This window comes from Sporomusa sphaeroides DSM 2875 (assembly GCF_001941975.2).
Classification (GTDB): domain Bacteria; phylum Bacillota; class Negativicutes; order Sporomusales; family Sporomusaceae; genus Sporomusa; species Sporomusa sphaeroides.
Genome location: NZ_CP146991.1, coordinates 3,242,762 through 3,264,126, shown reverse-complemented (window position 1 = coordinate 3,264,126; position 21,365 = coordinate 3,242,762). Strand labels below are relative to the sequence as shown.

The 21,365-nt window shown below is 49.1% G+C and carries 18 protein-coding genes; 16 read left to right on the top strand and 2 right to left on the bottom strand.

Translation table 11 applies throughout. The features are described 5' to 3' along the window. The first annotated feature begins 30 nt into the window (after nucleotides 1-30). From SPSPH_RS15260 to rd, 11 genes are all read left to right on the top strand, one after another. Complete coding sequence (locus SPSPH_RS15260) at nucleotides 31-975, top strand: transketolase family protein (RefSeq protein WP_075757374.1); 945 nt, start codon at nucleotides 31-33, stop codon at nucleotides 973-975. 497 nt (nucleotides 976-1,472) lie between these two features. Further along, complete coding sequence (locus SPSPH_RS15255) at nucleotides 1,473-2,213, top strand: site-2 protease family protein (RefSeq protein WP_075757376.1); 741 nt, start codon at nucleotides 1,473-1,475, stop codon at nucleotides 2,211-2,213. A 203-nt stretch (nucleotides 2,214-2,416) separates the two neighbouring features. Beyond that, on the top strand, nucleotides 2,417-3,103 hold the full coding sequence (gene ftsE, locus SPSPH_RS15250) for a cell division ATP-binding protein FtsE (RefSeq protein WP_075757377.1): 687 nt from the start codon (nucleotides 2,417-2,419) through the stop codon (nucleotides 3,101-3,103). Next, the gene (ftsX, locus tag SPSPH_RS15245; RefSeq protein ID WP_075757378.1) at nucleotides 3,093-3,980 is read left to right on the top strand and encodes a permease-like cell division protein FtsX; all 888 of its coding nucleotides are present in this window, start codon (nucleotides 3,093-3,095) and stop codon (nucleotides 3,978-3,980) included. Before ftsE ends, ftsX begins: the two co-directional genes overlap by 11 nt. 8 nt (nucleotides 3,981-3,988) lie before the next feature. Further along, nucleotides 3,989-5,116: a murein hydrolase activator EnvC family protein gene (locus tag SPSPH_RS15240; protein WP_075757379.1), complete on the top strand. Its 1,128-nt coding sequence runs from the start codon at nucleotides 3,989-3,991 to the stop codon at nucleotides 5,114-5,116. Nucleotides 5,117-5,417: 301 nt separating this feature from the next. Then, on the top strand, nucleotides 5,418-6,554 hold the full coding sequence (locus SPSPH_RS15235) for a S41 family peptidase (protein WP_075757380.1): 1,137 nt from the start codon (nucleotides 5,418-5,420) through the stop codon (nucleotides 6,552-6,554). 62 nt (nucleotides 6,555-6,616) lie between these two features. Continuing rightward, on the top strand, nucleotides 6,617-7,858 hold the full coding sequence (locus SPSPH_RS15230; protein WP_075757381.1) for a trypsin: 1,242 nt from the start codon (nucleotides 6,617-6,619) through the stop codon (nucleotides 7,856-7,858). Nucleotides 7,859-8,034: 176 nt separating this feature from the next. Then, the gene (uvrB, locus tag SPSPH_RS15225; RefSeq protein ID WP_075757382.1) at nucleotides 8,035-10,119 is read left to right on the top strand and encodes an excinuclease ABC subunit UvrB; all 2,085 of its coding nucleotides are present in this window, start codon (nucleotides 8,035-8,037) and stop codon (nucleotides 10,117-10,119) included. Nucleotides 10,120-10,356: 237 nt separating this feature from the next. Beyond that, entirely contained in the window at nucleotides 10,357-13,200 is a 2,844-nt protein-coding gene (gene uvrA / locus SPSPH_RS15220) for an excinuclease ABC subunit UvrA (protein ID WP_075757383.1), read from the top strand. A gap of 24 nt (nucleotides 13,201-13,224) precedes the next feature. Then, on the top strand, nucleotides 13,225-15,033 hold the full coding sequence (gene uvrC, locus SPSPH_RS15215) for an excinuclease ABC subunit UvrC (protein ID WP_075757384.1): 1,809 nt from the start codon (nucleotides 13,225-13,227) through the stop codon (nucleotides 15,031-15,033). A 96-nt stretch (nucleotides 15,034-15,129) separates the two neighbouring features. Further along, the gene (gene rd / locus SPSPH_RS15210; RefSeq protein ID WP_075757385.1) at nucleotides 15,130-15,288 is read left to right on the top strand and encodes a rubredoxin; all 159 of its coding nucleotides are present in this window, start codon (nucleotides 15,130-15,132) and stop codon (nucleotides 15,286-15,288) included. A 117-nt stretch (nucleotides 15,289-15,405) separates the two neighbouring features. On the opposite strand, the gene SPSPH_RS15205 is transcribed toward rd, so the two are convergent. Then, a complete protein-coding gene (locus SPSPH_RS15205; RefSeq protein WP_075757386.1) occupies nucleotides 15,406-16,515 on the bottom strand; it encodes a PucR family transcriptional regulator in 1,110 nt (369 codons plus the stop codon). Between the two features lie 175 nt (nucleotides 16,516-16,690). On the opposite strand from SPSPH_RS15205, the gene SPSPH_RS15200 reads away from it, so the two are divergent. Beyond that, the gene (locus tag SPSPH_RS15200) at nucleotides 16,691-16,879 is read left to right on the top strand and encodes a hypothetical protein (RefSeq protein WP_075757387.1); all 189 of its coding nucleotides are present in this window, start codon (nucleotides 16,691-16,693) and stop codon (nucleotides 16,877-16,879) included. A gap of 125 nt (nucleotides 16,880-17,004) precedes the next feature. Here the strand turns inward: SPSPH_RS15200 and SPSPH_RS15195 are convergent, their stop codons facing one another. Then, nucleotides 17,005-18,114, bottom strand: coding sequence for a PucR family transcriptional regulator (locus tag SPSPH_RS15195; RefSeq protein WP_075757388.1), 1,110 nt, complete (start codon nucleotides 18,112-18,114; stop codon nucleotides 17,005-17,007). Between the two features lie 332 nt (nucleotides 18,115-18,446). Here SPSPH_RS15195 and SPSPH_RS15190 point away from each other — a divergent pair, with 332 nt between their 5' ends. From SPSPH_RS15190 to SPSPH_RS15175, 4 genes are all read left to right on the top strand, one after another. Then, the gene (locus SPSPH_RS15190; RefSeq protein ID WP_075757389.1) at nucleotides 18,447-19,004 is read left to right on the top strand and encodes a DUF3841 domain-containing protein; all 558 of its coding nucleotides are present in this window, start codon (nucleotides 18,447-18,449) and stop codon (nucleotides 19,002-19,004) included. Further along, nucleotides 18,962-19,570, top strand: coding sequence for a DUF3841 domain-containing protein (locus SPSPH_RS15185; RefSeq protein ID WP_075757390.1), 609 nt, complete (start codon nucleotides 18,962-18,964; stop codon nucleotides 19,568-19,570). Before SPSPH_RS15190 ends, SPSPH_RS15185 begins: the two co-directional genes overlap by 43 nt. A gap of 212 nt (nucleotides 19,571-19,782) precedes the next feature. Then, nucleotides 19,783-20,796: an alpha-hydroxy-acid oxidizing protein gene (locus SPSPH_RS15180; protein ID WP_075757391.1), complete on the top strand. Its 1,014-nt coding sequence runs from the start codon at nucleotides 19,783-19,785 to the stop codon at nucleotides 20,794-20,796. Then, nucleotides 20,790-21,329: a methylated-DNA--[protein]-cysteine S-methyltransferase gene (locus tag SPSPH_RS15175; protein WP_083945686.1), complete on the top strand. Its 540-nt coding sequence runs from the start codon at nucleotides 20,790-20,792 to the stop codon at nucleotides 21,327-21,329. The genes SPSPH_RS15180 and SPSPH_RS15175 overlap by 7 nt, the downstream gene beginning before the upstream one ends. The last annotated feature ends 36 nt before the right edge of the window (nucleotides 21,330-21,365 follow it).

Genomic DNA, 21,365 nt, shown 5'->3' with positions numbered 1-21,365 from the left:
CAAACTGAAAGAACGAGGTGTGAGATACATATGGCTAATCAATTAGCAACCAGAGAAGCCTACGGCTTAGCCCTGAAAGACCTGGGCGACCGTAATAAAAATGTTGTAGTTCTGGACGCCGACCTGTCCAAGTCTACTAAAACCAATGTATTTGCCAAAGCCCATCCTGACCGGTTCTTCAATGTCGGTATTGCCGAGCAAAACATGATGGGGGTTGCGGCAGGACTGGCTGCTGCCGGCAAGATTCCGTTTGCTTCCACTTTTGCCATGTTCGCTACCGGCCGGGCCTTCGAACAAGTCCGCAATTCCATTTGCTATCCCAAGCTCAATGTTAAGATTGCCGCCACTCATGCCGGACTGACTGTCGGTGAGGACGGTGCATCCCATCAATCCATTGAGGATATTGCCATTATGCGGGTGTTGCCGAATATGACAGTTATTGTTCCGGCAGATCCGGCTGAAACCAGGCAGGTAATCGATTTTGCCGCCGAATATCAGGGGCCTGTATACATCCGGCTGGGCCGGGCGGCCGTGCCGGATGTTTTCGGCGAGGACTACCGGTTCCAGCTTGGCAAAGCGGCTTTACTGGCTGACGGCAAGGATGTAACCCTTATCGCTTGCGGCATTATGGTGGCTCCGGCGCGGCATGCGGCCGAGCAACTTATTTCCCAGGGAATAAGCGCCAGGGTGCTTAACATGGCCTCCATTAAACCGATTGACAAAGAGGCCATTATTGCTGCCGCCCGTGACACCGGTGCGATTGTTACCTGTGAAGAACACAGTATTATTGGCGGCCTTGGCAGCGCTGTTGCCGAAGTACTGGGAGAAAATGAGCCTGTGCCGCTGGAGCGGGTAGGTGTCATGGATACCTTCGGTGAATCCGGTACACCTGGTGATCTGTTGAAAAAATATAATTTGACTGAAGCGGCTGTTGTGGCTGCTGCTAAGAAAGCAGTCAGCCGTAAAAAGGCTTAAAAAATCAGTCAAGAGCATTAAAGGAGCCCGCACGTGCATATGTATTATGTATGTGCGGGCTTCTTTTGGCTGTCTGGCAGAATTTATAAATTTTGCACGCCGGCACAAGACCCGGCACGAACGGCCGTCATGCAACACTGCTATGCCGGCGCTTAACCTCCGCTTATGTGTAACGGTCGCCCACGCTTCGGTACTGTTTATACGGTGCACCCCTGGTAACCCCCGTTCCCCAGCGGCCATTGCCGGAAAAAGCGTTCCGCAGGAGAAAAGCCGGGCGGTATTCCGTTAAGAAATCTGTACTGTTTGAGCGTAGCGAGTTTACAGATTTTAGGAATATTGTCCGGCTTTTCAGTTTTTGGAGGCTTTGGGCCTAGACTTTTTGTTACTTTTGGGGCGATGCCAAAAGTAAAACCACTTCTCTTGTATTCCAGGATTAACTATGCGTGCAAAACCAAAGGATCGAGTTAGTGGTTTTTCTATTTTGAGGAGGGATGGCAGTGAACTCCTGGAGAGTGATTAATCTGGGCCGGCGGGTAGTGCGCCGGGCCGGAATTGGTTTAGTTGGCCTGCTGGCGCTGGTACAAATGGGCGGAGCCCTGTCAACCACCGCGTCGATGCTGGTGTCGCTGGCCTTCTATGCAATGGCTTTTGGCTTTAGGTTTGCCGCTGGCTTTGTCCTATTGCTGCTTGTGCATGAATTAGGTCATGTAGCTGCCTCGCGCATTGTCGGGCTGCGGGCAAAGGGGCCTACCTTCATTCCGTTTATTGGTGCTGTTATCAGTCTGAATCGTGCGCCGGTTAACGCCAAAATGACAGCTAATATCGCTATCGGCGGACCGGCTGCCGGTACTCTCAGTGCGCTGGTGTGTCTGGCGTTTTACCTGTGGAGTGACAGTACCCTGATGCTGGTATTGGCGTATACCGCCTGTTTGCTGAACCTGTTTAATCTTATTCCCTGCGCGCCGCTTGACGGCGAACGGATTGCTGCCGCTATTTCCCCGCGGCTTTGGTGGCTTGGCAGTTTGGTTATCGGTATTGTGTTTTTATATACACACAATATATTGGTTTTAATTATTTTCCTATTTTCGCTGTTTGCCTTATGGCGCGGCGAGGAAGAACAAGATGAGCGCTATTATCAATTAACCGCCACCCAGCGTCTTAATGTTGCTTGGTGGTATTTTGGTCTGTTAACTGTCCTTGCCCTGACAACACTCTATACGATGGATCTGCTAAAGTGACCCGGGTTTCAGGTGGAGCGCCTGCTCCGCCTGAACCGACACCGTCTGCAGCGGCAAGAGCCAGGGGCAGGCGTTTGTGAGAAAAATGTATGGAAAAATATAGAAATAAAGGTATTAAATTTATAGAAAAAAGAGGTTTTGCATGACAAATGTCGAATAAGTAATCGTTTTGTCTTTCACTTTACAATGGAGGTACTTTAGTATTGATTTACATGAATGAAGTGTCGAAAGTATATAGTAGCGGCTCGGTTGCATTATCAGATATTACAGTGGAAATTGGCAAAGGTGAGTTTGTTTTCGTAGTAGGTCCGAGCGGTGCAGGCAAGTCGACCTTCATAAAGCTTATCCTCCGGGAAGAATTGCCTACCAGCGGGCGGCTTGTAGTTAATGGCCGCAGCTTGCTTGAGATGCCGTCAAACCAAGTGCCGTATTTACGGCGGGGCCTGGGGATTGTTTTCCAGGATTATCGCCTGTTACCCAATAAAACGGTATATGATAATGTGGCCTTTGCTATGCAGGTCATTGAATCTTCCCGCCGGGAGATGCAGAAGCGGGTACATAATGTGCTTGATCTAGTAGGTCTTAGACATAAGGTGCGTACTTATCCGTCAGAACTGTCAGGCGGTGAGCAGCAGCGGGTGGCGATTGCCCGGGCCATTGTCAATAACCCGGCAATTGTTATTGCCGATGAACCGACAGGCAACCTGGACCCGGAGACTTCATGGGAAATTATGAAGGTTTTTGACACCATCAACAAAGCCGGTACCACTATTGTTATGGCTACCCATGATAAGACGGTGGTTGATGCCATGCGAAAACGGGTTATCGCTATAGAAAAAGGCCGTATTGTCCGTGACCAGGTGAAAGGGGTATACGGCTATGAAAATTAGAACCTTGGAATATTTTGTGCGGGAGGCTGCTTCCTCCATCCGCCGCAATGGCCTTATGAGCATTGCTTCGGTGAGTACGGTGGCGCTGTCGCTCCTGATATTGGGCATGTTTTTGGTTATGGTGCTTAATCTTAACCATATGGCCTCCACCTTGGAAACCCAGGTGCAGATTACTGTCTATATGGAAGACGGTTTGTCCGATTTGGAAATGCGGGAAATCGGCACCCGGATTACCCGGTTGCACGGTGTTACCCAGGTTATGTTTGTGGATAAAGAAGAAGCAATGACCCGGTTTAAGGAACGTTTGGGAGAACAGCAAGGCTTGCTTACGGCATTAGGGGAAACCAATCCGTTGCCCAATGCCTTTGAAGTGAAAGTGGACAGGCCTGAGTATGTTAAGCCGGTGGCCCAGGCCATTGGCGAGCTAAAAGGGATTGAAACGGCCAAATATGGTCAGGAAGTTATTGAACAATTGTTCTCGTTGACAAAAATGATTCGGATTTTTGGCTTGATCCTGATTGTCTTCCTGGCGCTAGCCGCTTTGTTCATTATTTCCAACACCATCCGGATTACCGTTTTTGCCCGCCGCCGGGAGATCGGAATTATGAAGTATATTGGTGCTACCGATTGGTTTATCCGGCTGCCGTTTATGATTGAAGGCATGATTCTGGGCTTTGGCGGTGCGTTGTTCGCGGTGCTGATTCTTAGTCAGACCTATAGATCGCTTACCGAAAAAGTGTATGAGTCACTGGCGTTTTTGCCGCTGATTCCGCAGGATCCGTTCTTAACCCATATCAGTATTGTGCTGCTCATTGTCGGTACGGCGATTGGGGCGCTCGGCAGCACGATTTCCTTGCGTCGGTTTATGAATGTCTAGGAGGGAGAATTTTGCCAAGTAAACGAATTTTATCGGCAGGGCTGGCCGTTGTTCTGGGCATTAGTGTGCTGGGAACCGCGCTGGCGGATGAGCTTGACCAGAAGCAGCGTGAACTGCAAACGATTCAACGGCAGATGGAGGCGCAGCAAAGCAAGGTTGCGCAGGCACAGCAGCAGGTAGACAGCGTATCAGACCAATTGCGGCTGATCCAGGGAGATTTGGATGCTGCTGCCGCCGATTATAAATCAATCTTAGCCAAACTGGAAGCCACAGAACAGCAAATCGAGCTTAATACGGAATTATTGGCTAAGGTGGAGAAGAATCTGGCTGAGCGCAGCCAAATTCTTAACAAGCGGATGCGGGATATTTATAAGAATGGACAAGTCAATTATCTTGATGTACTGTTTGGCGCAGCCGATTTTGTCGATTTTACCACCAGAGCCGATTTGTTGAAGCGGGTGGTTAACCTTGATATGACACTGGTTGCCCAGGTAAAGGCCGAGCGCGAGCTGGTAGTGCAGAAGCGGGCTGAGCTGGAGCGGGATAAAGCCGCTATTACTGAGCTTAAAGCCGAGGCTGCTGCCAAAAAAGCGCTCATTGAAGTCAGGAAAAACGACCGGGAAAAGGTTCTGGATGATGCGGTGAGTGAACGCGACACTGCTGAGCGCGCCTATCAGGAGCTTATGGAAACTTCCCGCCAAATTGAACAAATGATTCGCCGCAGTCAGAAGGGCGGTGCTGTCGAAGGCACCGGCGCACTCTTATGGCCGGCTTCAGGTCCGATTACTTCCCCCTTCGGCTGGCGGACCCATCCGATTTTTGGCACCCAGCGTTTCCACAGCGGTATTGATATTGGCGCCGACTATGGCGACGCCATTGCTGCAGCCGACAACGGTACTGTTATTTTCAGCGGCTGGATGGGCGGCTATGGCAAGGCTGTTATTATTGATCACGGCGGCGGCATATCAACCCTGTATGCTCATAACTCCGAACTGCTGGTGGAGGAAGGCTACCGGGTATATAAAGGCCAGACAATTTCCCGCTGCGGTTCGACCGGTTACTCGACCGGCCCGCACCTGCATTTTGAAGTACGGGAAAATGGTTCGCCGGTCAGTCCGATGGGATATTTGCCCTAGTAGTCTGCCCAGTCTAAAGCCATAGGATGAATTGCGCGAGATTTTTCGCTCAGCGAGGCGGAGGAGCCGCGCATATCGGACATATGTAAGGCGACGACAACGAAGCTGGGCGGGAAGTATCGCGCCAAGAACACTGTGGATTTGGGCTTGGCGGACTACTAGAATATTTACAGCCATTTTGACATATAGTTAAAAGGATGAAATGAAAAAAGGCGTAGTCCGGAGCGAGGCGGCTGCCGGGTTCTGCGAATGCGCAGAACCCTGTATCCATCCAACCCGCGACTCTTGCGAGGTGTGTTGATTGAGCCGCCGTAAAATACTTTTTGGCGCAGTACTTTTGGTTTTGATGACATTTTTGGCTACATCTGCCGGCTTCTTATATTTGATGAATGCCTGGTCATCTGATGTTGTGAGCACGCTCAGAGTGCTACGTGCATTGCAGGTCGTTAAGTCACGGTATGTCGAGGATGTGTCTGTTGACACCCTGATGGCCGGGTCAATCAAGGGAATGGTCAACTCCCTGAATGATCCGCACTCCATCTATATGGACAACAAGATGTTTAAGGATTTCATGATTGAGACAGAAGGCTCTTTCGGCGGTGTCGGTATTGTTATTGGCACCAAAGATAAACTGCTTACCGTGGTAGCCCCCATTGAAGGAACCCCTGGTGAAAAAGCCGGCATTAAGAGCGGTGACCAGATCATCAAAATAGACGGCCAGGATACCAAAGATCTGGCCCTGGACGAAGCCGTCAATAAAATCCGCGGGCCGGAAGGCAGTAAGGTGGTCCTGACCATTAAGCGCGGTGAGGATACCCAAGACTATACCTTAACCCGTTCCAACATCCAGATTAAGACAGTTGCCGGAAAAATGATGGATAATCATATTGGCTATATTCGCATATCCATGTTTAACGAAAATACCGGTGACGATTTTATTCATAAGCTGCAGGAACTTGAGAAACAAGGGATGAAGGCAATCGTACTGGATTTGCGGGACAATCCGGGCGGCCTCCTGAACGAAAGTGTTGAAGTGGCCAGCCAGCTTGTACCAAAAGGTCCGGTGGTTTCGGTAGTTACCCGGGACGGGCAGCGGGAGACGCATTCCTCTAACCTGGCAGTACCGAAATATCCGGTAGCTGTTCTGGTTAACGGCGGCAGTGCCAGTGCTTCCGAAATTGTAGCCGGAGCTGTCCAGGATACCGGTGTCGGCACCCTGATTGGCACCAAAACCTATGGCAAAGGTTCTGTTCAAACGGTTATTCGGCTTGATGAAGCTTCGGCTGTCAAACTGACCATTGCCAAATACCTGACGCCAAAAGACCGCTCCATTAACGGGGTAGGTATTGAACCGGACATTACTATTGAACTGCCTGAGACCAAAGACAAAGATGTACAGCTTGAAAAGGCGCTTGAGGTTTTGCAAAGCAAATTATAATAAAAGGTGAGGTTGGTTTATATATATAAACCAACCTTATTGTTCATTGAGGTGAGGACAAGTTGTTTCCATGGTCTGATATTATGCTGCTTATTGTTCGCGGTGCTGTAGGTATCGTATTTAATTTTAACTTTTGGCTGATCCTGGCGCTGGTTGGTTATCAGTACTGGCAGATGCAAAAACGTCAGCTCCAAATGTTTGGCGTATACAACTACTCGCTGACCCAGCAGATTATGCTGGCCGGGGCTTACGGCCTGCTTGGCGGCATAGCGGCCAGCTGGCTGCTGACCCTTGTCGGTGTCACCATCAACCAACTTGGTCTTGCCTACATTTGGCCGGTGGCGCTGGCACTTATGCTGATTAACATGCGGTTTTTGTGCTTTGCCTATGCCGGTGGTTTGGTGGCTTTGTCCAATGTATTGTTTGGCTGGCCTGAGGTCAATGTGCCGCAGGTATTGTCGCTGGTTGCCGTACTGCATATAACCGAGAGCTTGTTAATTGCCGTCAGCGGCGGTTACAGCTCCATGCCGATGATTATTAAAAAGAGCGATGGCACCTTGGTCGGCGCCTTCAGTCTGCAAAACTTCTGGCCTTTGCCGCTGGTTATCCTGGCCGCGGTGGCTGTTCCCACAGGTACCGGAACCGGTGGCATCCTCAACATGCCGGACTGGTGGCCGCTGCTGCCGTTAGTGCAGGAAGCACCGGCCGGTTCGGCCTGGGTTTATGTTATGGCACCGGTGGTAGCCGCCCTTGGTTATGCCGATATGGCCATTGCCAGCCTGCCGCAGCAGCGGCGGCGGCAATCGGCATTGCATTTGGCTGCCTACAGTATCGTGCTGCTGGTGCTTGCCATATTATCGGCTAAATACACCTGGCTTCAGGCCATTGCCGCCGTATTGTCGCCCCTCGGGCATGAATTTCTTATTCAGCGTGACAACCGGCGCGAGATGGACGCTCCTCCCCGTTTTGTTCCGCCGCCGTATGGCGTAATGACGCTTGATACGGTTGTTGATGCACCGGCAGCCAGGGTGCTGGCGCCGGGAGATATTATTACCCATATTGCAGGCTTTACCATCAACAGCCGTTATGACCTGGCAGTGGCTCTCGCTCAAGCGCCGGAACGCTTTGAGCTTGTGTTTGAACGTGAAGGGACCACGCAGGTTAAAACTATTAAATTCAAGCGCGGCGAGCGCCGTTTGGGGGTAATTTTGGTCCCCGACGGAGATGAACAGTTTTACGCCGTGATGACAGAGGAACGCTATGGACTGTTTGACTGGGTCCGGGATAAATTGAGAAGACTTTGAAATGCTGAGATATTTGACCAGAACATATGTGCGTGCTATAATAAAAACAAAGCAAACATATGTTCTGGATAGTGATATTTATGAAAAACTTTCTTATCTGACGGGGATGCAGATGGGGTTGGAGCCTCATCTGCATCAAGTCTCCATTTATTTATAAAGTAAGATAGGTGATAACTATGGCAACCGTACCAAAACTCAATACCGTCCACCATGAGGGCAGTATTCCGTTCAAGGTGGAAGCGCCCTTCGTGCCGACAGGTGATCAGCCGGCAGCTATTGTCCAATTGGCTGAAGGCATCAAACAGGGTGATGCCGCTCAGGTGCTGCTGGGAGCTACCGGTACCGGTAAGACCTTTACTATGGCCAAAGTTATTGAGGCTGTACAAAAGCCGACTTTGGTCATAGCCCATAACAAAACCCTGGCGGCTCAGCTGGCCAGTGAGTTTAAGGAGTTTTTCCCCAATAATGCTGTTGAATATTTTGTCAGCTATTATGACTATTATCAGCCTGAGGCCTATATTGCGCAGACCGATACCTATATAGAAAAAGACGCTTCCATCAATGATGAAATTGATAAGCTGCGCCACTCGGCCACCAGTTCGCTGTTTGAACGGCGGGATGTTATTATCGTGGCCAGTGTTTCCTGCATTTATGGTTTGGGTTCGCCGGATGAATACCGGGGGCTGGTGCTGTCGCTGCGGCAGGGTCAGCTAAAAGACAGGGACGAAATCCTGCGTAAGCTTGTCGATATCCAGTATGAGCGCAATGATTACAATTTTACCCGGGGAACCTTCCGGGTCCGTGGTGATGTTGTGGAAATTTTCCCGGCAGCCTACGGGGAAAAGGCTTTGCGGGTCGAATTGTTCGGCGATGAAGTGGAACGTATTTTGGAGATTGACACCCTGACTGGTGAAATTGTCGGGGAAAGGAAACATATTGCGGTTTATCCGGCCTCTCACTATGTTACCTCCCGGGAAAACATGCTGCGGGCAGTGCAGGACATTGAAGCCGAACTAGATGACCGCCTGGCCTCTCTGCGGGCCGGCAATAAGCTGCTGGAGGCCCAGCGCCTGGAGCAGCGCACCCGCTATGACCTGGAAATGATGCTGGAAATGGGCTATTGTTCAGGCATCGAAAATTACTCCCGCCACCTGACCCAGCGTCAGCCGGGAGAGTCTCCCTATACGCTGGTGGATTATTTTCCGGAGGATTTTCTGATTGTTATTGACGAATCTCATGTTACCCTGCCCCAGATTAGGGCCATGTATGCCGGCGACCGTTCACGCAAAGAATCGCTGGTTGAAAATGGCTTCCGTTTACCCTCGGCGTTCGATAACCGGCCGCTGACCTTTGATGAGTTTGTCGAGCGGATTAATCAGATTGTCTATGTTTCGGCCACACCGGCTGCTTATGAACTGAAGGCAGCCAGTCAGGTAGCCCAGCAAATTATCCGGCCAACCGGACTTATTGATCCTGAAATTGAAGTACGTCCCATCAAAGGGCAGATGGACGATTTGCTGGATGAAATCAAGCTGCGCACAGCCGCCAATGAGCGGGTGCTGGTTACTACCCTGACCAAGAAGATGGCGGAAAACCTGACAGAATATCTAAAAGGCATGGGCATCAAAGTAACCTATCTCCATTCTGATATTGCGACAATCGAACGGGTGGAGATTATCCGGGATTTGCGGGCCGGGGTGCATGATGTGCTTGTCGGTATCAACCTGCTCAGGGAAGGCCTGGATATGCCGGAAGTATCGCTTGTCGCTATCCTGGATGCCGACAAAGAGGGTTTCCTGCGTTCAGAGACCTCGCTGGTACAGACCATCGGCCGCGCTGCCCGTAATGTCCATGGCAAGGTTATTATGTATGCCGATACCATCACCGACTCCATGCGGCGGGCGATGGGTGAGACCGAACGACGCCGCGAGATTCAGATGGCTTATAATACCAAGCATGGGATTACGCCGAAAACCATTGAAAAACGGGTTAAAGAACTTATCGAAACCACCAGGGTTGCCGAAACTCCGGCTGAATATAAAGCCGACCGTATTGGCAATATGCAGCGTGCCGATATGCTGGACTTGGCGGACAATTTGGAGAAAGAAATGCGTCAGGCCTCCAGACAGCTCGAATTTGAGCGGGCGGCTGAACTTAGAGATATGATTGTCGAACTCCGGCAAAAAGCCGGGGGTGGAACAGGTAAAGGCAAAACAGCCGGCAAAACCGGCAGTAAGACGAATAAAGCCAGGAAGAAGTAGCAGCTCCTGTTGCCCTTATCCGCTGGCTAAACTCGCTATAAGACTCCCGCTTCTAAAAGCGGGAGTTATACCCATACGGGCACAGGCGAGCGAGTAAGCCCCCTGGATAATTCCGGGTCGCTTTGTAATTTTACGCTGACAAGATGCTACCATTATCATTAAGATACTGGTATAATATAAAACGAATAATTGCTATCCATTAATATGCAGTAGTTAAAAGAGGGGAATAAGACAAGCATGACAGACAGTATTATCATTAAAGGTGCCAGACAACACAATTTAAAAAACATTGACATAACTATTCCACGCGACCAACTGGTGGTTATTACCGGGCTGAGCGGCTCAGGCAAATCATCACTGGCGTTTGATACCATTTATGCCGAAGGGCAGCGGCGCTATGTGGAGTCATTGTCCGCCTATGCCCGGCAGTTTCTGGGCCAGATGGACAAACCGGATGTCGACTATATCGAAGGCTTATCGCCGGCGATATCCATTGACCAAAAGACCACCAGCCGCAACCCGCGTTCCACCGTGGGGACCGTTACTGAGATTTATGATTATCTTCGCCTGCTGTTTGCCCGGGCGGGACGGCCGTATTGTCCCAAATGCGGCAAGCCTATTGCGCAGCAGACGGTGGAACAGATGGTCGACCAATTGCTGGCTTTAGGCGAGGGTGCCCGACTGAGCATTATGGCACCGGTAATTCGCGGGAAGAAGGGCGAGCATCAGAAAGTTCTGGAGGATATCGGCAAACAAGGCTATGTCCGGGTGCGGGTGGACGGCGAGGTCCGTGATGTTACGGATGAGATTAAGCTGGAAAGGCACAAGAAACATACCATCGAAGTTGTGGTCGACCGCATTGTAGTGCGTGACGGGATTGCTACCCGTCTGGCCGACTCTATTGAAACTGCGCTTGAACTGGGCGGCGGCATTCTTACTGTCGATACCGGCGGCACTAACGAACTGATATTCAGCCAGAATTTTGCCTGTGTGGATTGCAGTATCAGCCTGCCGGAGATTGCCCCGCGGATGTTTTCTTTTAACAATCCCTTTGGTGCCTGCCCGGACTGCACCGGTCTCGGCAACAACCTGGAAATAGACCAGGCGCTGGTCATTCCTGACCCGGGCAAGTCTTTTATTGACGGGGCCATTGCGGCCTTGAGCAAGAATACCAATTCCTATTTCATGTGCCAGCTGGAAGCCGTGTTGGAACGCTATGGCAAAACCCTGTATGACACCTGGGAAAATACCCCTGATGATCTGAAGGAGATTATTCTTCATGGCGGCGGGGCTGAGAAATTCACTTTCCGTTATGATAATATGTATGGCGAAACCAAAACCTATTACTCGGTGTTTGAAGGGGTATTGCCGATGCTTTCCCGGCGGCACCGTGAGTCCACTTCCGACTGGTCCAGGGAAGAAATTGAAGAATACATGAGCTCCAAGCCCTGCCCGGCGTGCAAAGGGGCAAGACTTAAGCCGGAAGCGCTGGCCATCAGGGTCGGCGGCAAAAATATTTATGAAATCACCCGCCTGACGGTGGCTGAGTCTCAAGCCTTTTTCAGCAAGCTGGAGCTTACTGAGCGGGAAAAAGTCATTGCCAACCAGATATTAAAAGAGATTAATGCCCGTCTGGGCTTTTTGCTCAATGTCGGCCTGGATTACCTGACGCTTGACCGGGCTGCCGGTACGCTTTCCGGCGGTGAAGCTCAGCGCATCCGGCTGGCGACGCAAATTGGTTCAGGCTTGGTCGGGGTGCTGTACATTCTGGATGAGCCCAGCATCGGCCTGCATCAGCGCGACAACAACCGTCTCCTGGACACGCTGAAGCATTTGCGCAATCTGGGAAATACGCTGCTGGTGGTGGAACATGATGAAGATACCATGTATACCGCCGATCATATTATCGACATTGGCCCGGCTGCCGGTGCGCACGGCGGCAATATTGTCGCCGCAGGTACTGTCGATGACATCAAAGCCTGCGAAGACTCGGTAACAGGCCAGTATTTAAGCGGACGCAAAGCCATTCCCGTACCGGCCGAGCGCCGTCAGCCAAACGGCAAATGGCTGGAGGTTATCGGAGCTAAGGAAAACAACCTCAAAAAGGTCAATGTCCGGTTCCCGTTAGGCGTGTTTACCGCTGTTACCGGGGTGTCGGGTTCTGGCAAAAGCACGCTGGTCAACGAAATTTTATACAAGGGCCTGGTCAGTCAGCTGTATCGCGCCAGCCGCGCCCGGCCGGGAGACCATGACAGTATTCGCGGTCTGGAATATATTGATAAAATTATTGATATCGACCAGTCGCCTATTGGCCGGACACCGCGCTCCAATCCGGCGACCTATACCAGTTTGTTTGACAGCATCCGGGAACTGTTCAGCCAGACGTCAGAAGCCAAGATGCGGGGCTACCGTCCGGGCCGCTTCAGCTTTAATGTCAAAGGTGGCCGTTGCGAAGCCTGCAAAGGTGACGGCATTATTAAGATTGAAATGCACTTTTTGCCTGATGTCTATGTGCCTTGTGAAGTGTGCAAGGGAGCCCGCTACAACCGTGAGACGCTGGAAGTCCACTACAAGGGGAAAAGCATTGCCCAGGTTCTGGACATGGTGGTCGACGAAGCGGTTGAATTTTTCCAGAATCTCCCCAAGATTCACCGCAAGCTGCAGATTATGAAGGATGTGGGCCTGGGGTATATCAAGCTTGGTCAGCCTGCGACCCAATTGTCGGGCGGCGAGGCGCAGCGGGTTAAGCTGGCCACCGAACTGGCACGGCGCAGTACCGGCAAAACGCTGTATATTCTGGATGAGCCCACTACCGGTTTGCATACCGCCGATATTCACCGCCTGCTGGAGGTGCTGCAGCGGCTGGTTGACGGCGGCGATACGGTTGTGGTTATTGAACACAACCTGGATGTGATTAAAACCGCTGATTATATTATTGACCTGGGGCCGGAGGGCGGCAACCGGGGCGGCACCATTGTCGCGCAGGGTACGCCGGAGCAGGTGGTGGCTGTGGCGAAATCGTATACCGGTCAGTATTTAGCCCCCATCCTGGCGCGCGGGCCGCGGCAGCAGCGTGAGTAAAGGAGGTGTCCGGTCATTTCTGTAATATCTCCTGCAGTTGAGGAAAAACTGGCATTATTGCCTGACAAGCCTGGCGTCTATCTGATGAAAGACGGGAAAAACCGGATTATCTATGTCGGCAAAGCCATTAATTTGAAAAACCGGGTGCGCTCCTATTTTCAGTCAAGCCGTAATCATTCGCCCAAAGTAATTGCTTTGGTGGCGAGGATTGCCGACCTGGAGTATATCATTACTGCTTCTGAAATTGAAGCCCTGATACTGGAGTGCAATCTGATAAAAAAACATCGTCCCAAGTACAATATCAGCTTACGGGACGACAAAAGCTACCCCTATATTAAGGTGACGCGAGAAGACTATCCCCGAGTATATGCCACCCGTAAGGTGGTAAAAGACGGTGCCAGGTATTTCGGTCCGTACACCAGTGCCGGCGCGGTGCATGAAACGCTCAAGCTCTTAAAAAACCTGTTTCCGCTGCGTTCCTGCCGCCAGCTTGACGCCAAGCGTCCTTGCCTGGAACACCATATTAAACGCTGCCTGGCTCCGTGTGCCGGGAAAGTGGATCATGAAACCTACGGCGGGATGATTAAAGCCGTGGGTCTGTTTCTGGAAGGCCGCAGTGACGCGGTTGTTAAGCAGCTTAAGCAGGCCATGGGACAAGCGGCGGAAGACCTGGAGTTTGAACAGGCTGCCAGGCTGCGCGACCAGCTTGCGGCTGTCGAGAAAATTATTGAAAAGCAAAACATGGTAACAGGCAGCGGCGACCAGGATGCCATTGGCTTGGCCAGGTCGGCCGCCGGGATTTGTGCCCAGGTATTCTTTATTCGCAGCGGCAAAATGGTGGGACGGGATCACTTCATGCTGACAGGCGGCGAGGATGAAACCGATCAGACTATCCTGGAAGCCTTTGTTAAACAGTACTACAGCCAGGCTGCCTTTATTCCCCGGGAAATCCTGCTGCCGCTGGCGCTGGCGGAGCAGCATCTTTTAGCCGAGTGGCTGAGCGGTGTCAAAGGCGGGCGGGTACAGGTAGAAACCCCGAAACGAGGCACGAAGAAAGATTTGGTCAATATGGCGGCAGGCAACGCGGCCACCGTACTGGAAGAACAGGCGGTGCGGCTGGAAGCCGATGCCGGCAAGACGGCCGGCGCCGCAGCCGAGCTTGGACAGTACCTGGGCTTGCCGGGTGCGCCTGAACGGATTGAGTGTTTTGACATTTCCCATATACAAGGTTCGGAAACGGTGGCGTCGATGGTGGTGTTTGAGGGCGGGCAGCCCAATAAGAATGAATACCGCCGCTATAAGTTAAAAACCGTCGAAGGCAAGCCGGATGACTTTAAGTCCATGCAGGAGGTAGTGGGGCGGCGTTATCGCGAGGCAATCGAAAAAGGACCTGTGCCGGATTTGATTATTATCGACGGCGGCAAAGGCCAGCTTAGCTCGGCCCTGCCCATTATTCGTGCTGCCGGGCTTACAGAAGTGACGGTAGTGGGGCTTGCCAAGGAATTTGAACATATCTTCCGTGAAGGAATCAGCGAACCGCTCATTCTGCCACGGCACTCCCAGTCGCTGTATTTGGTGCAGCGCATCCGCGACGAAGCCCACCGCTTTGCCATTACCTACCACCGAAAATTGCGGTCCAAGCGTAATCTGGTGTCAGTGCTTGACCATATCCCTGGCATTGGCGCCAAACGCCGGAAAGCGCTGTGGGATCATTTCGGCAGCCTGCCCAAAATTAAAGCCGCCGAGGTAGCGGAACTAACGAAAGTTAACGGCATGACGCTGCCTGCGGCTGAAGCGGTGTACAATTTCTTTCGCAAGAAAGTGTATGAATAAGTACAGGTACTTATTGGCAGCTTTTGTTTGCAATCTTCTTGTAAAAATAGTAAAATATTAGACAAGTAGTTTATTATTAATAAGGAGTGGATAGTAATGGAAAAGTATAGATGTATGGTATGCGGTTATGAGTATGATCCGGATCAGGGCGACCTGGACCATGGCGTTCAGCCGGGAACAGCATTTGCCGATGTATCGGAAGACTGGCAATGCCCGGTCTGCGGCGTAGGCAAAGACCAGTTCGAGCAAATATAGCACATAAAACAAGACTTGGCTTATGCCAAGTCTTGTTTTATTTAATAGCAGGTGTAAGGCTTGTAATGGTGATTATTTCACCGGCAGTAATGAACAATAATATCATGAGGAAGTATATTATCCTTGTCGTAAATCATAAAGGCAAAAAGCCAGTTGAATCCGGCAACGCTCTTGTGCGGAAGACAAGTCGCTCTGGAGTAAGCTTTTGATTTTGGCAATACGGTAGTTGATGGTATTTCGATGGGTAAAGGTGTGCTCAGCAATGAGTTGTACACTGGAGTTAAATTCAATATAATAGCGCAGCGTTTCTAAATAACTGGATTTGTGTTGTTGGTCGTACTCTACAATAGGCTTCAGCGTTTGCGCATATAAATTGTCTAATATCGCCTCATTGGAAATGCCTAATATAATTTGATACAAACCTAAGTCATTATAGAAGCAATAAGTTTTGCGGGTAGCCATTGCTACTTGCAGGGCTTTATCTGCTTCTATTCGTTTATCAAATAGCGAGTGTATGCCCTGCCCCAAAGCGGCAATGCCATAATGAATAGATCCGGTGCTTAAGGACTTATGCAGGAAAGCTATTACAGCCGAAAAATTGCTTTCGGTTATGTTATACAGGATGGCATACTGTATCGTTTTTTTCGTCAAAATCAAATATTTTTGTTCCACTTGATTTAACAACGCAGTTAATTTATCGGCAGCAATGTTTTTGAAAGCGACAATTCCATAGGTGGAATAGACATACTGCTCCATATCTTCATGTTCAGCAATAAGTGCATTATCAATCCGATTATCAAACATGGCACTGGAAAATATTTTGCTGAAATATTGTGCTTCTTGTTTCTCTTTAATAGTATCATCATAGTAATCCTGCATAATATCAACCATGCGTATTTCCCACGGTATGATAAGTAGCGGCAAGCCATTGGCGTTGCAGTAGTCAATAAGAGAATTCGGCACATCCTTAATATAAGTTCCAATACATAAGATAATACCGCTTACCCCTTTTTTATGTACTGAATAAATGAACTCTTCAAGCCAGCGGTCATAATTGTTGGCAAGCCCGGTCGTAATTATTAACTCTCTGCCGCGCAGGTATTTAACATTATTCAGGTCCTCTAGCAGATAAACCCATTCGACAGGCTCATAGATACCCTTTTCACCAGCTAGTAGTGTTAGCTGGTGCTTTTTTTGAAACTTTTCATAAAATTGTTTTAGCGTCAATGATATACCCCTCATTTCATTTACTGAAACTATAAATAGTATAAATCGAATAGCAGTTGGTTGTGCAGCACGAAAAAGCAGAGTTTTTTTTAGGCTCCAATCTCATTGAACGCCGAAAAAACAAGTGCTAAAATACATACAAATTCAAAAATACACCAATGGGAGGAAATTATTTATGGATGCTGAAAAACCACTGAAAGATGTAATAAAAAATTATGTAGAGGAATATCACAAGTGTCCAATCCTCATACAGCTTGTAAAAAACATATCCGTATTCGACAAAATTCCCGATATAAGCAGTCAGCAAAAGAGCAAGAAACAGGGGAACGCGAAGCAGGGGAACATTCACTTTGCTTTGGAATAGTATCTTGTTTTCTCGAACATATAAGTTACCTGTTCTGATCATCAAACGATACCTGCGAGACAGAGGTCAGCGGATTTTTTGCGTCCGTTGACCTTTGCCGTTTCTAATATAACCGTCTCTCTGCTTCACTGCTGTAAGTCATAAAGACAAAAAGCCAGTTGAATCCGGCAGCGCTCTTCCATGGAAGACAAATCGCTCTGGAGTATTTTTTTGATTTTTCCAATACTGTAATTGATAGTATTTCGATGTGTAAAAGTGTGTTCAGCAACCCGTTGGACACTGGAATTAAATTCGATATAATAGCGCAGTATTTCTAGGTAATTGGAGTTATGCTCATTGTCGTAGTCGACAACAGCCTTCAGCGACTGTGTATATAAATCGTCCAATATCGCCCCATCGGAAATACCTAATATAATTCGATAAAGGCCTAACTCATTATAGCAGCAGTAAGTCTTGCGGGTAGCCATTGCTACTTGCAACGCTTTATCTGATTCTATTCGTTTGTTAAATAGCGAGTGTATACCCTGCCCCAGAGTGGCAATCCCATAATGAACAGGCTTGGTACTTAGAGACATATGCAGCAAAGCTGCTGCTGCCGAAAAATTGCTTTCAGTTATGTTATATAAAATGGCATACAGTGTAGTTTTTTTCGTCAGAATCAGGTATTTTTCCTCAGTTTGATTCAGGACGGCAGTTAATGTGTCCTTAGCAACATTTTTAAAAGCAACAATCCCATAGGTAGAATAAGAATACGGTTTCATATCCTCATGGTCTGCAATAAATTCATTGTCAATAGTATTGTTAAACATCGCATTGGAGAATATTTTACCAAAATATTCTCCTTGTTGTTTCTCTTTAAAAAAATCATCATAATATTCTTGCATAATATCAACAATATATATGTCCCAAGGTATGACAAGCAGCGGCAAATTGTTATAGTTGCAGTATTCAACAAGAGGAAGCGGTATCTCGGTAATATAAGCCCCCATACATAGGATAACACCGCTTGCGCTTTTTCGTCTCGCCGCACAAAGGAGTTCTTCAAGCCAGTAGTCGTCATAATGGTTGGCAAGTCCGGTTGTAATAATCAAGCCTCTGTCGCGCAGAAATTTAATATTATTCAAATCCTCTAACAGATAGATGCCTTCAATAGAAGCATGAATACCCTTTTCGCCGGCTATTAATGTCAGCTGATGTTTTTCTTTGAACTTCTCATAAAATTGTTTCAGTGTCAATGCGCTACCTCGCTTCTCACTATATTTTGTATAGATAGTATAAAATAGTACAAGTTGGTTGTACAGCACAAAAATGCAGAGATTTTTTAGGCTTTAGTTTTGTTGATTAGTTTAAAAAACAAGTGCTAAAATACATATAAATTCAACTAGTAGTCCGCCAAGCCTAAGATATAGGATGAATTGTGCGAGATTTTTCGTCCAGTAAGGCGGAGGAGCCGCGCATATCGGACATATGTAAGGCGACGACAACGAAGCTGGGCGGAAAATCTCGCGGCAAGAACACTATAGATTTAGGCTGGGTGGGCTACTAAGGAAATTAGGTGGAGAACAAAATGAAGAATAAGATAAGAATTTGGACCAAGCAACATGAAAACATCCTCAAAGATTTAGAAGCCAATGACCGGTATATCGTAAAAAAAGAATACATAGTGGGTAAAATGGAGGAACACGCCTCGCTGTACCTGGATGTATACAATTGGTATTATTTAGCAGCAAGCAAGTTGGTCATGCCTCCTCAAGATGTACAATACCCTATCTGGGTGTCTTTAGCAGAGGAAGAAAAAATAGCGAACAGCCCGGGCAATGTGCAGATAGAAATCCTGGTAGACGAAGATCAGCTTATTACCATGGATTTTGATAAATGGGGCCGGATCGTCAACTATATGTATATCCCTGCTGATGCACAGGATGAACAAGAACATGCGGCACTGCTGCGCCGTTATGGAGTTGACGATTGTACTGCTTATATGAAACCTTTCTACCCCAATATCAGACAAAAGATCATTAAAAGCTGGGATCGACTATTTGACGAGAGTATCGTTTTGACTGAAGCCAGGGTGGGAACTATATGGGAGTTGAAGAAAGAATGGATTGTCAGCATAACCAGATAACACTGTACACAGCCCAGACTGATGAAGTAGTCGCTAACCTCTTGGCGCATGGGCATCATTATGTCAAACTAGAGTACATTTCCCGGAAATATGCCGAAGTATCTGCTGTGTTTCTCCAGGCATATGCCTGGTATACTGAACATGCGCAGCGTATTGTTCCCAAACCGCAGCAAGCCGAATCGGCTGTCTGGTCTTTTTGTGATATAAAATACCTGGAACGTCATCCCGGCCACCAAATATTGAAGCTCAGCGTTCCCCTTGCGAGCGCGGTATTTTTCCGGATGAGCGACTGGAACAAGATACTGAACCTTAACTATATTGGTGAATCAGCAGCAGAGGAAGCTCTATTTGCCGAAAAGCTAGCTCGCTATGGCATTCGTTATGCAGGGGATATACACACAACCCCCTTTTATCCCCACCTCAAAAAAGAGTGCCGGGACAGCTGGCAAAATTTGTTTCGCTATGACCAAAAGGTAAAGGCGACCGGCTCCTGCCTGTACCCGGATATGCAGGCAGGTCTGTGGCAGGTCAAAAAAGAATGGATTGTTGCAAAGGTGGGAGACTGATTGCAGCACCGGTTTTCATCATTCTTGCGGGCTGTTAGCCCTGAATTAAGTCTCCATTTATCTATCGCAATCTGATTTAGGAAGCAAAGTGACTGTCCCCCTTTGCTTCCTAAAATTAAAATTATGCTTGCCTTTGCGGTTTTACCGGCAGGATTTTGACAGACAAACAAGAATTTCATCAAAATACTGAATGTATAATCAGGAGGGACGAAATGGATATTATAAGCATTAAGACGGCTGCAAAAGAAAAATTTCAGGGTGCCTGCCGGCTTTGTCCTGTATGCAATGGGATTGTCTGTGCCGGAGAAGTGCCAGGCATGGGCGGTTTGGGTACAGGTGCGGCCTTTCGGCATAATGTAGAAGCTCTGGCTGACTGCCGCCTGAATTTAAGAACCATTCATAGTGTGAAAAATCCTGATATGTCCTGTCGGATATTTGGTTTGGAATTAACGCTGCCCATTATTGCCGCAGCTATTGGCGGCATTGCGATGAATATGAAAGGTGCACTGACAGAGGAAGAATACGACACAGCCATTGTCAGCGGCTGTCGTAAGGCCGGCACTATCGGTATGACCGGTGACGGCCCCAATCCGGCGGTTTTTTCCACAGGTATGGCGGCAATTGGCAAGGAACAGGGCTGGGGAATACCGATTATCAAACCGCGTGAGACAGATAAAATTGTTGAACTGGCTAAACAGGCGGCTGCTGCCGGTTGTCCGGCTTTTGGCATAGATATCGATGCCGCCGCGCTGGTTAATATGACTAATGCCGGACAGCCTGTAGGCCCTAAGACTATTCATGAACTGGAATACATCAAAAACCGTACCACCATTCCTTTTATCGTTAAAGGGATTATGACCCCTGATGATGCTGAGGCCTGCTGGCAGGCCGGTGTTGATGCCATTGTCGTGTCCAACCATGGTGGACGGGCGCTGGATTATACGCCTGGTACGGCCGAGGTGCTCCCGTATATTGCCGAAGCTGTGAAAGGCAAGATGACTGTATTGGTTGACGGCGGCATCAGAAGTGGAGCTGATGTATTAAAAATGCTGGCTCTGGGTGCTGATGCCGTGCTGCTCGGACGGCCGCTGGCCATTGCCGCAGTAGGCGGCGGGGCGGATGGGGTGGATTTTATGATCAATAAATACCGGGCCGAACTCAGTGCGGCCATGACCTTGACAGGTACAGCCCAGACCAATGACGTGCCTGTAGAAATATTATGGTAAAGCCCACAGCAAAGCCACCGGCCTTGTATTGTGATCTGATTTCCACTGCCTGGGGTCCGATTGCTGCCATATGGTCTGATGTAGGCTTGTGGGAATTAGGGTTTCCGTGTGCTGACGAAACGGCTGCCTTGGCCGATATCCGTGTTAAAGAGTTCACCATGCTGGAGGCAGGCCGGGAAGCCTGCCTCTGGTCTGAGGAACTGAGCCGGGAGTTGCAACTATATTTTCAGGGGTTTCCGGTTACTTTCAGCGTACCGGTTGACTGGCGGCTGTATACCCCGTTTCAGACGGCGGTGCTCACCTATACGGCAGGCATCCCGTACGGTACTACTGTCAGTTATCAGGCGGTAGCCCAGGCTGTCGGCAATCCAAAGGCGGCCAGAGCGGTTGGCGGTGCGCTGAACGGCAACCGGACGCCGCTGGTGGTGCCCTGCCACCGGGTAGTGGGGGCTAATGGCAGTCTGACCGGCTTTGAGGGCGGTATCGACCTGAAACGGGCGCTGTTATTGCTGGAAACAGAGATTGTAGAGTAAAGCCGCAGCTGGTATGATGACAACTGCAAAAAAAAT